The sequence below is a fragment of the Sanguibacter suarezii NBRC 16159 genome, assembly GCF_001552735.1.
Lineage (GTDB): Bacteria > Actinomycetota > Actinomycetes > Actinomycetales > Cellulomonadaceae > Sanguibacter > Sanguibacter suarezii.
On sequence record NZ_BCRT01000010.1, the window covers coordinates 383,573 to 397,226 of the forward strand.

Annotated in this window: 11 protein-coding genes; 7 read left to right on the forward strand and 4 right to left on the reverse strand. The window is 71.3% G+C overall.

The window, feature by feature from the left end; all coding sequences use genetic code 11:
- The first annotated feature begins 5 nt into the window (after positions 1-5).
- The 7 genes from SS2_RS06365 to SS2_RS06395 all read left to right on the forward strand — a co-directional run bounded on the left by SS2_RS06365 (position 6) and on the right by SS2_RS06395 (position 6,215).
- Complete coding sequence (locus tag SS2_RS06365; protein ID WP_066462160.1) at positions 6-893, forward strand: hypothetical protein; 888 nt, start codon at positions 6-8, stop codon at positions 891-893.
- Complete coding sequence (locus SS2_RS06370) at positions 890-2,017, forward strand: energy-coupling factor transporter transmembrane component T (protein ID WP_157607205.1); 1,128 nt, start codon at positions 890-892, stop codon at positions 2,015-2,017. The genes SS2_RS06365 and SS2_RS06370 overlap by 4 nt, the downstream gene beginning before the upstream one ends.
- On the forward strand, positions 2,014-3,693 hold the full coding sequence (locus SS2_RS06375) for an ABC transporter ATP-binding protein (protein WP_083941846.1): 1,680 nt from the start codon (positions 2,014-2,016) through the stop codon (positions 3,691-3,693). The genes SS2_RS06370 and SS2_RS06375 overlap by 4 nt, the downstream gene beginning before the upstream one ends.
- A complete protein-coding gene (locus SS2_RS06380; protein ID WP_245643385.1) occupies positions 3,690-4,559 on the forward strand; it encodes an ECF transporter S component in 870 nt (289 codons plus the stop codon). Before SS2_RS06375 ends, SS2_RS06380 begins: the two co-directional genes overlap by 4 nt.
- A 1-nt stretch (position 4,560) precedes the next feature.
- Positions 4,561-4,848 (forward strand): hypothetical protein, encoded by a 288-nt coding sequence (locus tag SS2_RS06385; RefSeq protein ID WP_066462164.1) that lies wholly within the window; start codon positions 4,561-4,563, stop codon positions 4,846-4,848.
- Positions 4,849-4,929: 81 nt separating this feature from the next.
- Positions 4,930-5,877 carry a DUF1214 domain-containing protein gene (locus SS2_RS06390; protein WP_066462166.1) on the forward strand — a complete coding sequence of 316 codons (948 nt, stop codon included), beginning with the start codon at positions 4,930-4,932 and terminating at the stop codon, positions 5,875-5,877.
- 53 nt (positions 5,878-5,930) lie between these two features.
- Positions 5,931-6,215 carry a hypothetical protein gene (locus SS2_RS06395; protein ID WP_066462168.1) on the forward strand — a complete coding sequence of 95 codons (285 nt, stop codon included), beginning with the start codon at positions 5,931-5,933 and terminating at the stop codon, positions 6,213-6,215.
- An 87-nt stretch (positions 6,216-6,302) separates the two neighbouring features.
- Here SS2_RS06395 and metH read toward each other — a convergent pair whose 3' ends face one another.
- The 4 genes from metH to SS2_RS06415 form a co-directional block, all read right to left on the reverse strand.
- Positions 6,303-9,833, reverse strand: a complete 3,531-nt coding sequence (metH, locus tag SS2_RS06400; protein WP_066462170.1) for a methionine synthase — start codon at positions 9,831-9,833, stop codon at positions 6,303-6,305.
- 239 nt (positions 9,834-10,072) lie between these two features.
- Positions 10,073-11,728 carry an HNH endonuclease signature motif containing protein gene (locus SS2_RS06405; RefSeq protein WP_066462172.1) on the reverse strand — a complete coding sequence of 552 codons (1,656 nt, stop codon included), beginning with the start codon at positions 11,726-11,728 and terminating at the stop codon, positions 10,073-10,075.
- A 172-nt stretch (positions 11,729-11,900) separates the two neighbouring features.
- Positions 11,901-12,572 carry an NADPH-dependent F420 reductase gene (locus SS2_RS06410; RefSeq protein WP_066462173.1) on the reverse strand — a complete coding sequence of 224 codons (672 nt, stop codon included), beginning with the start codon at positions 12,570-12,572 and terminating at the stop codon, positions 11,901-11,903.
- Positions 12,569-13,615 carry an LLM class flavin-dependent oxidoreductase gene (locus SS2_RS06415; RefSeq protein WP_066462174.1) on the reverse strand — a complete coding sequence of 349 codons (1,047 nt, stop codon included), beginning with the start codon at positions 13,613-13,615 and terminating at the stop codon, positions 12,569-12,571. The genes SS2_RS06410 and SS2_RS06415 overlap by 4 nt, the downstream gene beginning before the upstream one ends.
- Between the last annotated feature and the right edge of the window lie 39 nt (positions 13,616-13,654).

A 13,654-nucleotide genomic window follows, 5' to 3' on the forward strand; every position in this document is an offset into this window, starting at 1 on the left:
CGCGGGTGGCGCTCACGGCACTCGCGGTGCTCGGCGCTGGGCTCACCGCCTCGGCCGCCACCGCAGCGACCCCTGCTGCCCTGGTTCCGGCCTCGGCCTCTACCTCGGCCTCAGCCACGGCCTCCGCCACGGCGACCGCGACGGGCACAGCGCCGTCGGAGGTGGAGCCCTGTGGCGGCGTGAGCATCATCGTCGACTTCGGTGCGCTCGACGCTCCGGGGGTGCGCGGGTGCGCGCCGGTCGAGTCGCGCGACTCGGTCTCGGGCCTTGACGCACTGGTGGCAGCGGGCGTGAGCATCGAGGGGACCGCGCAGTGGGGGACCGCCTTCGTCTGCCGGGTCGACGGTCGCCCCGGCGCAGAGGAGGACATCGTCCTCCCCGACGGGCAGCTCGTTCGTGAGAGCTGTGCGCGCACACCCTCCCAGCAGGCCTACTGGTCGCTGTGGCACGCCGACCAGAGCGAGTGGCGCTACGCCACGACCGGCGTCGGTGACCTCGACCTGGCGGCGGGGGACACCCTGGCGCTGGTGTTCACGACCGGGCCGCAGGCTGCGGCCGCGCCGGAGGTGCTTCCTGAACAGGTGCGGTCCGGCGACCTGCCGGAGGGCTGGACGGACCGCACACCCGCTGGCTCCGTCGCGACCGACGATTCTCCTACCGGCGATTCTCCGACCGACGATTCTCCGACCGGCGGTTCTCCGGCCGACGGTTCTCCGACCGGCGATTCTCCGACCAGCGATGCCCCGACCAGCGACGATCCGACCAGCGACAGGGCGTCCGACGCCTCCTCCGGCGCCTCCCCGACCGGCGTCGGCATCGTGCCGGTCGTCGCGATCGGGCTGGTGCTGTGCGGGGGCGTGGGAGCGGCCGTCGTGGCGCGGCGGCGACGATGAGCGTGCACCCGGGAGCCTGGTGGGTCTGGGCGCTCGTGCTCGCCGGCGCGGCGGCCGCCACGACCAACCTCCTCGTCCTCGCTCTGCTCCTCACGGCGATCTGCCTCGTCGTCGCCTGCTGTGCTGGGGACGCCGCTCCGTTCCGCCTCTACCTCGTCGTGGCAGCTGTGGTCGTCGTCGTCCGCGTCGTCTTTCGGGTCGTCTTCCCGGCCGGCGGGGGCTCCGCCGTGCTGACCCTGCCCGCGGTGCGACTGGGCCCGCTCGAGCTCTTCGGGACGGTCACGGCTGAGGCGCTGCTCAGCGGCCTGGCAGGTGGACTCCAGCTCGCCGTCGTCATCCTTGCGGTGGGGGCGGCGCACACCCTCGCCGACGTGCTCGACCTGCTCAAGCACGCCCCGCCCGCCCTGGCCGGGGTGTCCACCGCCCTCGTCATCGCCGTGTCGGTCTTCCCCAGCCTCGGGCGGTCGGTGGTCGACGTGCGCCGGGCCTCCCGGCTGCGCGGAGCCAGCCGGCGCCTGCGGGGACTGCGTGCCACCGTCATCCCGGTGCTCGAAGGCACCATGGACCGCTCCCTGGCTCTGGCGGCGGCCATGGAGGCGCGGGGGTACGGCAGCCACGCTGCCACGCTGCCCGTCGGAGACAGCGGTCCCAGCGCGTCCATCCGGCCGGGGGAGCAGGGGGCGGCGACCAGCACCGCCACAGCCCGGTCGTGGGCTCAACCTGCGTGCGTGCTGACCGCGGTGGCCTGCGTGGCGCTCGCGGCCTACGGGCTCTTCGACTCTGCCTGGCCGGGCTGGTCACCGGTCGTCCTCACGGTCGCGGCGGTCCTCGCCCTCGGCAGCGCGAGCCGGCTGGACCGCTCGGCCCGGCGTACCGTCTACCGCCCCCGACGCTGGACCCTGGCCTCGACCGCGGTGGTGGTGAGTGCGGTGACGAGCGCCGTGCTGCTCCTGGTGGCTGTCCCGGCCGTGATCCGCCAACCGCCCGCTGTGCTGGCACCGGGTGCCACCTCCGTGACGGCGCTGTCCGTGCTGCCTGACCTCACCGTGCTCGCCCTGCTCGCTCCGCTCGTGGCCGCGGTGCCCGCCCTGTTCCCCTCGCTGGACCGCTGGAGACGCTCATGATCGAGCTCACCGACCTCGCCTTCGCCCACACCGGCGGACGCACCCTCTTCTCCGGCCTCACCCTCGCCCTCGAGCCGGGTCAGCTCGTGCTGGTGGCGGGTGGGACCGGGACCGGGAAGTCGACGCTGCTGGCCACCCTCAACGGACTCGCCCCGCACTTCACCGGCGGCACCCTCGCCGGGGAGGTCCGCGTGCACGGCCGGTCCACCCGGCACGTGCCCCCGCGCGACATGGCCGACCTCGTCGGCTACGTCGGACAGAACCCGGCCCTGGGCTTCGTCACCTCACGGGTGGAGTCCGAGCTCGCCTTCGGGATGGAGCAGCGTGGGGTCAGCCCGAGCGACATGCGCCGCCGCGTCGAGGAGACCCTCGATCTCGTGGGCATCGCCGACCTGCGCGACCGCGCCCTGGACTCCCTGTCCCTGGGGCAGCAGCAGCGGGTTGCGCTCGGCGCCGTGCTCACCGCCGGCCCGCGGGTGCTCGTCCTGGACGAGCCGACGTCCGCGCTGGACCCGGTGGGGGCGGAGGAGGTGCTGGCCACGATCACGCGGCTGGTGCACGACCTCGGTCTGACCGTCGTGCTCGCCGAGCACCGCCTCGAGCGCGTGCTGCCCTTCGCCGACCTCGTCCTGCACCTGCCCGGGGACGGCACGGTCGTGTGCGGGGACCCCGGTGACGTGCTCGCCGGTACCTCGGTCGCCCCGCCCCTGCTGCGCCTCAGCGAGGTCATGGGCTGGCACCCCGCCCCGCTCACTGTTCGGGATGCCCGACGACGCGTCCGCGGCGCGGGCGCTGCACTCCCGGCACCAGCCGGTACGCCTGACGTACTCGGCACTCCTGACACGGGTCGCGGCGCCGTGGTGCTCCGGGCCGCCGGGGTGCGGGTGCGGTACGGCCCGCGCGAGGCGGTCCGCGGGGTCGACCTTGAGCTGCGGGCCGGTGAGATCACCGCCGTCATGGGACGCAACGGGTCGGGCAAGTCGTCTCTGCTGTGGGCCTTGCAGGGGAGCGGGCACCGGGACGGGGGGACGGTGCAGGTGCACGGCGTCGACCCGGCGACGGCGCGGTCCCGCGCGCGATCGCTCGTCGCGCTCGTGCCCCAGGACGTCACCAGCCTGCTCTTCTGTGAGAGCGTCGAGGACGAGTGCGCGACCGCGGACCGGGAGGCTGGTCTGCCGACCGGTACCACATCGATGAGCCTTGATGCCTTGGTTCCCGGGATCGACCGGGGCGCCCATCCTCGTGACCTCTCCGAAGGGCAGCGCCTCGCCCTGGCCCTGGCGGTCATGCTCGCCGTTCCCGCGGCGACCCTGCTCCTCGACGAGCCCACGCGAGGGCTCGACTACGCGGCCAAGGACGCGCTGGTGAGAAGCCTGCGGGGATTGGCAGCCAGCGGCGTCGCCATCGCGGTCGCCACGCACGACGTCGAGCTGGCGGCGCTGCTCGTCGACCGCGTCGTACTCATGGCCGAGGGGGAGGTTGTCGCCGACGGTCCAGCGCGGGCGATGCTCACCGGGTCGCCGGCCTTCGCCCCGCAGGTGGCCAAGGTCTTCGCTCCGGCGCCGTGGATGACAGTGAAGGATGTCGATGCGTGCCGTACGGCCAGCGCGGCGGCGGACCACGTGACGGACCATGTGACAGCCCACGTGACAGCCCACAATCAGGCGCTGCCGTGACCGGGACCACGATGGCCCGGCCCGGCCGCGGCGTCGGGCAGGTGGCGCTGGTGGGGGTGGTCTCCCTGCTGGGGCTGGCGATGTTCTGCTGGCCGCTCGTGGCGAGCGTGCTGCCGCGCTCGGGTGGGCAGAGCACGCCGTGGCTCATGCTCGTTCTCGTGCCGGTGCTGCTGGTCATCGTGCTCAGCCAGGTCGCCTCCGGCGGGCTCGACCCCCGCACGCTGGCGATGCTCGGCGTGCTGTCCGCCGTCAACGCCGCCCTGCGGCTGGTCAGCGCAGGGACGGGAGGGATCGAGCTGGTCTTCGTGCTGCTCGTCCTCGCCGGGTACGTCTTCGGGGCGACCTTCGGCTTCCTGCTGGGCATGATCTCGTTGTTCGCCTCCGCGCTGCTCACCGCCGGCGTGGGGCCGTGGCTGCCGTTCCAGATGCTCGCCGCCGGGTGGATCGGGCTGGGTGCGGGGCTGCTGGGCCACCTGGTCGCCGGGCGGGTCCGGCCGCGTGGGCGGGCTGAGCTCGCGGTGCTCGCCGGCTACGCCGCCGTGGTGGCCTACGCCTTCGGAGCACTGATGAACCTGTGGTTCTGGCCCTTCGCGATCGGCGGCGACACGGCGGTGTCGTACATCCCGGGCGGCCCGCTCACCGAGAACCTGCGCCGCTTCCTCGTCTTCACCGTGACCACGTCAACGCTCACCTGGGACACCGTGCGGGCGGTGACCAACGTCGTCGCCGTGCTGGTGGTGGGCAGTCCGGTGCTGGGCACCCTGCGGCGGGCGCAGCGTCGGGCTGCCTGGATGACGACCGAGTACTCTGACGGCTACCCGGGCTCAGTGCCGAGCCCGGCGTCCCTGACGAGCCCGAGGAACTGACGTGCACCCAGCTGCCAAGAGATGTGTCCAGTGGTCGGTCGGTCTGCTCGTCCTCGGGACCTTGACCCTGGTGTTCCGCCCCGAGATCTACACGGTGTTCTCCCGGCTCGCCGGGCCGGAGTCGGAGATCGGGTACACGCTCCTGAACACGGCGTTCACCTTCGCGCAGGCGACCTTGTTTCCCGTCGGCTCCGCGCTGATCGGGGCTGCCGTGGTCATCCAGGTGCTCGGCGGTCAGGTGCGGCGCCCGTGGGAGAGCGCTGACCAGGACCGCAACCGCAACGCCTGACGAGCACAAGCGTGAGGGGCGTGCTTGGCTGGTCGCAGCCTGCGCGCCCGGCGTCGGCATGACGACGCCCGAGGGGGCACCATGGCTGAGCACGTCGACGCCGACACCTTCACCCGTGCCGAGACCGACCGCATGTTCGCCGACCTGCAGCGCGACGCAGGCGGGATCAACCAGTTCCTGCACAACCGCGAACCTGCCTCGGTCGACCACCAGACAGTCATCCGGATGAACCGGGACACGCTCTACAGCTTCGCCGTGGTGGACCTCTCAGCCGGGGCGACGCTCACCCTTCCAGACTCCGGCCGTCGCTATCTGTCCGCGATGGTGCTCGACAACGACCACTACGTGGTCGAGGTGCTGCACGACGCCGGCGAGCACCGGCTCGATGAAGGGACCGTGGGCACCCGCTACGCCGTCGTGGCCGTGCGGACCCTCGTCGACCCGGTCGACCCGGACGATCTCGCCGCGGCCGCCGCGGTGCAGGACGGTGTGCGTCTGGTCGCTGAGTCTGCGGAGCCCTTCGTCTCGCCCGACTACGACGAGGCGAGCATGAGCACGACGCGCGAGGCGTTGCTCGTGCTCGCGTCCGGCCTGCGCAGCTTCGACCGCATGTTCGGCACCCGTGAGCAGGTCGATCCCGTGCACCACCTCATCGGGACTGCGGCCGGCTGGGGAGGGCTCCCCACGACGGAGGCGTCGTACGTGGGCATCGACCCGCAGGTGCCCCCGGGGGAGTACACGCTGACCTTGCGTGACGTGCCGGTCGACGCGTTCTGGTCCGTCTCCGTGTATGACGAGCACGGCTACTTCGAGCCGAACCCCCAGGGCATCTACAGCATCAACTCCGTCACCGCAGTGCCAGACGTCGACGGCGGGGTCACCGTGCGCTTCGCCCCGCTCGGCGAGGTGGCGACCAAGCCGAACACCATCCCGGTCCCCGAGCGGTGGAACGTCCTCGTCCGGCTCTACCGTCCGCAGCACGCGGTGCTCGACGGCACCTGGACCGTCCCCGAGCTGCGCCCTGCCTGACCGGCCGCCGACAGGCACGCGGCACCCGAACCGTCGAGCAGGAGCGTGCGGCGTTGCAGGCAACTGATCCCCAGCTGCTCGAGACGTACTCAGAGATCACCGTCGAGGGAGTCGAGCCCGCGACGATCGTCTTCACCTACTCCTTCGTCGACCAGATCGACACTGCCGCGGCCGTGGAGCAGTTCGAGGTCGTCGCAGCGGAGCTGCAGACGGTGTGCGACAACCAGGTCTTCCCGGCCATGGAGAGCGTCGGCGTGACTGGCTCCCCGCAGGTGACCTACACCTACCTCAACGCCGATGGCACGCAGATCTGGACCCGGACCTTCGAGCCGTCCTGATCCCGTCCGGTGCTGGGTGCGTCATGGCGCGCCCAGCACCTCGCGCGGGTCCCACCCGCGCCGCGCGCACAGCCACGACCACCCCGCTCATACCGAGAAGTACTTTGCCTCGGGGTGGTGGAAGACCATCGCGTCGGTCGACTGCTCGGGGTGCAGCTGCAGCTCCTCGGAGAGCACGACGCCCACCCGTTCGGCGCGCAGCAGCTCCATGACCTTGCGGCGGTCCTCCATGTCCGGGCAGGCGGGGTAGCCCAAGGAGTACCGCGCACCGCGGTAGTCCACCTTGAACATCCCGTCCAGGTCCGCCGGGTCCTCGGCCGCGTAGCCGAGCTCCTCGCGCATGCGGGAGTGCCAGAACTCCGCGAGGGACTCGGTGAGCTGGACGGACAGACCGTGCAGCTCCATGTACTCGCGGTACTTATTCGCGGCGAAGAGCTTGGCGGTGTGCGCGTCGACCGTGGCCCCGACGGTCACCAGCTGGAAGCCGACGACGTCGATCTCGCCGGAGTCCTTGGGCCGGACGAAGTCAGCCAGGCAGAGGTGACGGTCACGGCGCTGGCGGGGGAAGGTGAAGCGCATCCGCTCGGTGCCCACCTCGCCGCCGGAGCCGCCGTCGGGTCCGTCGTGGTGCAAGATCACCATGTCGTCGCCGTCGGCGACGGCGGGGAAGTAGCCGTAGACGACGGAGGGGTCGAACATGTTCTCAGTCTTGATCCGGTCGAGCCACTCGCGCAGGCGCGGGCGACCCTCGGACTCCACGAGCTCGTCGTAGCTCGCGCCGTCCTCGCCGCGGCCCGGCTTGAGACCCCACTGGCCCATGAACGTGGCGCGCTCATCGAGGAAGGCGGCGTAGTCGGCGAGCTGGATGCCCTTGACGATGCGTGAGCCCCAGAACGGCGGCGTGGGGATGGGGTTGTCCGCGGCGACGTCCGAGCGGGCAGGAAGGTCCTCGTCGGGGGTCTGGGTGACCGTGACGGCGGCGTGGCGGCGCTTCTTGAGCGGCGGCAGGCCGACGGCGTCGGGCGCCTCGCCGCGCGCGATGCGCACGAGCGGTTCCATGAGGCGCAGCCCCTCGAAGGCGTCCTTGGCGTAGCGGACCTCGCCCTCGAAGACGTCGGCGAGGTCGTCCTCGACGTAGGTGCGGGTGAGCGCGGCGCCGCCGAGCAGGACCGGCCACCGCGTACCGAAGCCGCGGGCGTTGAGCTCTTCGAGGTTCTCCTTCATCACCACGGTCGACTTCACCAGGAGCCCGGACATCCCGATGACGTCGGCGTCGTGCTTCTCGGCGGCCTCGATCATCGCGGAGATCGGCTGCTTGATGCCGATGTTGATGACGGTGTAGCCGTTGTTGGTGAGGATGATGTCGACGAGGTTCTTGCCGATGTCGTGCACGTCCCCGCGCACGGTACCCAGCACGATCGTGCCCTTGCCGGCCTCGTCGGACTTCTCCATGTGCGGCTCGAGGTGCGCGACGGCGGTCTTCATCGCCTCGGCGCTCTGCAGCACGAAGGGCAGCTGCATCTCGCCCTTGCCGAAGAGCTCACCGACCACCTTCATGCCCTCGAGCAGGTGGTTGTTGACGATGTCGAGCGGCTTCATGCCCTGGGCCAGCGCGAGGTCGAGGTCGACGTCCAGGCCCTTGAGCTCGCCGTCGACGATGCGGCGCTCGAGCCGCTCACCGAGGGGGAGGGCGGCCATCTCTGCCGCGCGCTGGTCCTTGAGCGCCGCGGTGTCCACTCCGGCGAAGAGGTCGAGCAGGCGGGCCAGCGGGTCGTGGGTGAGGTTGCCGTCGGCGTCGTACTCGCGCTTGTCCCAGACGAGGTCGAGCGCCGCCTGGCGCTGGTCGTCGGGGATCTTGGCGAGCGGGAGGATCTTCGCGGCGTGCACGATCGCGGAGTCCAGCCCGGCCTGGACGGCCTCGTGCAGGAACACCGAGTTGAGCACGATGCGGGCGGCCGGGTTGAGCCCGAAGGAGACGTTGGAGACGCCGAGGGTGGTGTGCACGCCGGGGTACTTGGCCTTGAGGGCCCGGATCGCCTCGATGGTCTCGATCCCGTCGCGGCGGGTCTCCTCCTGCCCGGTGGCGATCGGGAAGGTGAGGGTGTCGACGATGATGTCGGCGACGTCCATGCCCCAGGTGCTCACGAGGTCGTCGATGAGGCGGCTCGCGATGGCGACCTTGGTCTCGGCGGTGCGCGCTTGCCCGTCCTCGTCGATGGTCAGCGCGATGACCGCCGCGCCGTGCTCCTTGACCAGGGGCATGATCCGCGCGTAGCGCGACGTGGGTCCGTCACCGTCCTCGAAGTTCACCGAGTTGACGACGGCGCGCCCGCCGATGAGCTCCAGGCCGGCCTGGATGACCTGCGGCTCGGTGGAGTCCATGACGAGCGGCAGCGTGGAGGCGCTGGCCAGGCGGGAGACGACGGCGCGGGCGTCGGCCACGCCGTCGCGCCCGACGTAGTCGATGCAGACGTCGAGCAGGTGTGCGCCGTCGCGGGTCTGCGCCCGGGCGATGGCCACGCACTCGTCCCAGTTCTCAGCCAGCATGGCCTCCCGGAAGGCCTTGGAGCCGTTGGCGTTGGTGCGCTCACCGATGGCCAGGAAGGACGCGTCCTGGTCGAAGTCGACGTGGGTGTACAGGCTCGCCACGCCCTGCTCAGGGACGGGGGTGCGCTCGGCGACCGGGCGGCCACCGACTCGCTCGACCACCTCGCGCAGGTGCTCGGGGGTGGTGCCGCAGCACCCGCCGACCAGCCCGAGGCCGAACTCCTGGGCGAACTGCTCGTGGGCGACGCCGAGCTCTGCGGGGGAGAGCGGGTAGTGCGCGCCGTTCTTTCCCAGCACCGGCAGCCCGGCGTTGGGCATGCAGGTGACCGGGACGGGGGAGTGCTTGGACAGGTGGCGCAGGTGCTCGCTCATCTCCGCCGGGCCGGTCGCGCAGTTGAGGCCGATCGCGTCGATGCCCAGCGCCGCGAGGGTGGTCAGCGCCGCACCGATCTCGGAGCCCATGAGCATGGTGCCGGTGGTCTCCACCGTGACCTGGACGAAGATCGGCAGCGTGATGCCAGACTCGGTCATGGCCGCCTTGGCGCCGTTGACGGCGGCCTTGGTCTGCAGCAGGTCCTGGCTGGTCTCGACGAGGATGGCGTCGGCGCCACCGCTGATCAGGCCGGCGGCCTGGGTCGCGAAGGTGCCCTTGAGGTGGGCGTACGTCGTGTGCCCGAGGCTGGGGAGCTTGGTTCCCGGGCCCATGGAGCCCAGCACCCACCGTGGCTTGTCCGGGGTGGAGTTCTTCTCCGCGCTGCGCCGGGCGATCGCGGCGCCAGCCTCGGCCAGCTCGAAGATCCGGTCGTCGATGTCGTAGTCGCCGAGGTTGGACCAGTTGGCGCCGAAGGTGTTCGTCTCCACGCAGTCCACGCCCACGGCGAAGTAGGCGTCGTGCACGGACTCGATGACGTCGGGGCGCGTGACGTTGAGGATCTCGTTGCAGCCCTCGAGGCCGAGGAAGTCGTCGAGGGTGAGGTCCGCGGCCTGCAGCATGGTGCCCATCGCGCCGTCGGCGACGACGACGCGGGTGGAGATGGCGTGCTTGAGCGCTGCGGCGCGGGGAGTGAGCATGGGGTCAGTGTAGGGAGCGGTGAGCGGGCGCGGTGATGCGCCCGCTGGATGGGCACGCACTGGAGCGATGGTCTGTTGATCGCCTTCGCCTCACGTCGAGCTCGTGCGCGGTGCACCTGCTCGCTCGTGAATCCGCTCGCTCGTGCGTGAACCCGCTCGCTGTTGCGGCCGGCACGCAGCTGAAGGGGGTTCGCGGACTCTGCGGGGTGTTGCGGGAGAGTTCCGGCCTATCAGCTGTCTCAAGCCCCGCGTCGTTGTTGAGCAACGTCGTAGGGCTGAGTGTCGCCGCGGCGTGGATTCTTGGCATCTGGCTGGGTACCTGGGAACGAACGACGAGAGAACGCCAGGCCTGGGGTGCTGACCGCCTGGCTCAGGGTTCGTGCACCGGTGGTTTCGGCACTGGTCATGTCGCGGGGGAGCCCGGCTGTGGCTCCGGTGCGGCTGACTCGTACGTCGCGGGTGCCTCCTGGTTCGCGGTCGATGGTGAGGTTGTGACGATGGACCTCGTGGTGGTGGTAGCTGCACAGGAGGATGCCGTTGTCGATCGAGGTTTCGCCGTGATCTCGGTCCCACCAGTCGATGTGGTGGACCTCGCACCAGCGGGCGGGTTGGGTGCAGCCGTGGAACTGGCAGCCGCGGTCGCGGACGATGATGGCTCGGCGTTGTTCGCGGGTGTAGAGGCGGACGGTGCGTCCGAGGTTGATGGGGACGTCGTCGGCGCTCATCACGATGCGGGTGAGCTCGGCGTCGCACAGGATCCGGGCGACCTCGCTGAGCGGAACCGGGGTGCCGTCCTCGAAGGTCGCGGGGGTCACCGGCTGCGGTAGACCTGTCGCCAGTCCGGGCAGTGCGCGGTCGGGACCAGCGTCACCGATGGTGGCGGATGCGGATGCGGATGCAGGCGCCGTGCCTGCCGTGCCTGCTGTGCTCGCGGTGCGCGCCCTGTTCGCCCTGCCTCCCGTGCTCGCGGTGCCCGCCGCACCCGCACCCGCACCCGCAGTGGCAGCGGCGGCTCGGCGACGCAGCTCGTGCCGGGCTTGGACGAAGGTCTCTTCGGTCAGGATGACGGACACGTGCGGGCGGACCAGAGCGCCGTTCTTGAGGGACCCGCCGTTGACGGCCCGGTCGGCCACGTCGACCAGGGCGTCGGCCATCCGTTGGGCGTAGTCGCGGTCGTCACCGTCCGGGGGACGGCTCATCGCGGCTTCCAATGCCACCTGCACCCGCTGACCGTCTACCACGTCCACGAACCCCTTGATGTGCGTGCCCTGCGCGGTGTGACTGATCGACAGGAACCGGCGCCGGCGGATCTCCTCGTGGGAGGCGTCGTGGGCGACGCTATCCCGCCGGGCCCACCACCGGTCTGCGGTCTTGGCGAACGCGTCAGCGCCTTCCTTCTTCGCCAGGTCCAGCAGCTCCTGGCTCTCGTCGGCGGTCAGCTCGAGCGACCCAGGACGCTCCGCACGAGAACGGACCTTCCCCAAGATCTCCGCGTGGACGACTGTCACCTGCCCCGAGACCACCGCCTCGGCTGCATCCGGTGACTCTTCCAGCACCGCCGCGACAGCGACCTGAGCTCGCGCCGTCCGCAGCCCCTCCCCAGACATCTGGCTGCGCCACGCTTCAAAGGACGCGTACCCGGCCCTCTTCCACTGCCCACAGTCTCGCTCGGCGACCAGCAATGCCGCCCGCTCCGCAGTCAACGCGGCGATCGACCGGTCCAGCTCGACGATGCGCTCGCACCGCACGACCGACTGCACGGCGACCGGCCGCGCCCCCACTGCGCCGCCAGGAACCGACCCAGCGGCTGACGCACCTGCTGGGCCCGTGCCCATCTCCTCGGTCCCGACCAGCATCAGGCCGTGCTGGACCGCTGCTCCCACCTGACCCGCCATGACCCACCACCCGACACCGTCGTCGACCGCCGCTGAAACCTGCCGTGTCCCCGGAGTAGACGGGGCTCCTACCTGATGCCTCGACCCTAGACCGAGCCACTGACACAGCCGCCGGCGACGAGCTGGGCCGCCGAACGCCGACACGGATCCAGGCAACCGCGGAGTACCAGCCTCACCCGCGGCGCACCACCATCCCGAGCAGCGCCTCGAGCTCGGCTCGGGTGTGCACCCCGGCGAACACCTCGGTCCCCGGTTCCAGGGCGAGCCCGGCCACCAGTGGCCCGGCGTCCACGGCGTCGAAGCCTATCGCGTCGATGAAGGTCGCTACAGCCGCCCGAGCACCGGAGTCGTCCCCGGCCACGGCAAGAGCCCGCCGGTCCAGAGCCCCGGGTGGCCTGAAGTCGGTGTCCAGGTCGTGATAGCCGATGTGGTTGAGCGTCTTGACCAGACGTGCGCCCGGCAGCACGGATGCCACCAGGTGCGAGGACGACGCGACGTCGGCCAGGGCTGGCATCGCCCCGTCGGTCTCGGCCCAGAGGTTCATCGCGTCGATGACGATCTTCCCGTCGAGCATCGCGGGGTCCAGAGAGGTCACCTTCCCGAGGGGGATGGCGAGCACGACGACGTCACCGGACGCGGCGGCCTCCGCGGCGGTCACCGCGCGGGCGCCGGGGGCCATGATCGAGGTGATGAGCTCGATGTCGGCGGGGTCGCCCGAGGCGGCGACGAGCACCTCGAAGCCTGCGTGCAGCGCCCGGCGGGCGACCGCGGTCCCCACCCGGCCTGCTCCCAGGACGGCGATCGTGGCGAGCGGGGTGGCGCCGGTGGGTGCCGCGGGGCTCATGCCTGCCTCAGCGCGGCGTCGACCAGTGGCTTGACCTGGGTGCCGAGCAGCTCGATGGAAGCCAGGAAGTCCTTCTGCGGTAGGTGCCCGACGTCCATCTGCAGCACCTGGCGGCTGTGGCCGAGGTGGCCGTGCAGCGCGACGATGCGGTCGGCAATCTCCTGCGGGGACCCGACGAAGAGGGAGCCGTCACCGGCGGCCTCGCGGTCGTAGGAGCTGCGCGGGGGACCGGAGACTCCTCGGGCGGGGCCGAGGGAGGACCACATGGTGCTCCACTGCCCCCACCACAGGTCCTTGGCGCCCTGGGACGTCTGCCCGACGAAGCCGGGGTTGGCCACCGCCACGGTGACGTCGGAGCCGGAGTGGCCCGCCTGGGCGGCGCTGGCACGGTAGAGCTCGGCGAGCGGGCGGAACCTGGAGGCCTGGCCGCCGATAATCCCGTAGACGACGGGCAGGCCCTGCTGGCCGGCACGGGCGGACGAGGACGGGCTGCCGCCGGTCGCCCGCCACACGGGCAGTCGCCCGGCGTCGGGACGGGGGACGACCTCGGCGTCGGTCAGCGGGGAGCGGAACTGTCCGCGCCAGGTGATGCGCTCACCGTCGGCCAGGTCGTTGATCTGCATGAGGAGGGCGAGCTTCTCCTCGTAGAGCGCGTCGTAGTCGGCCAGCTCGTAGCCGAAGAGCGGGAAGGACTCGATCGAGGAGCCGCGCCCGGCAGTGATCTCCGCGCGGCCGCCCGAGAGCGCATCGACCGTGGCGATCTGCTGGTAGACGCGAATGGGGTCGTCGGTGCTGAGCACGGTGACAGCGGTGCCCAGGCGGATCTGCGCCGTGGTGGCTGCGGCCGCGCCGAGCACGGTCGCTCCGGCCGAGGCGGGCATCTCGCGGGTGTGGTGCTCGCCGATGCCGAAGTAGTCGAGCCCGACCTGGTCGGCGAGCTGGATCGCCTCGAGCAGGTTGCGCATGGCCTGGGCGGTGCTGCCGAGCTTCCCGGTGGACGGGTCGCGCTGGACGTCGCCGAAGCTGTAGACGCCGAGTTCCACGGTTCCTCTTCTCGCTCGTGGTGCCTGCGGTCGAGCCGC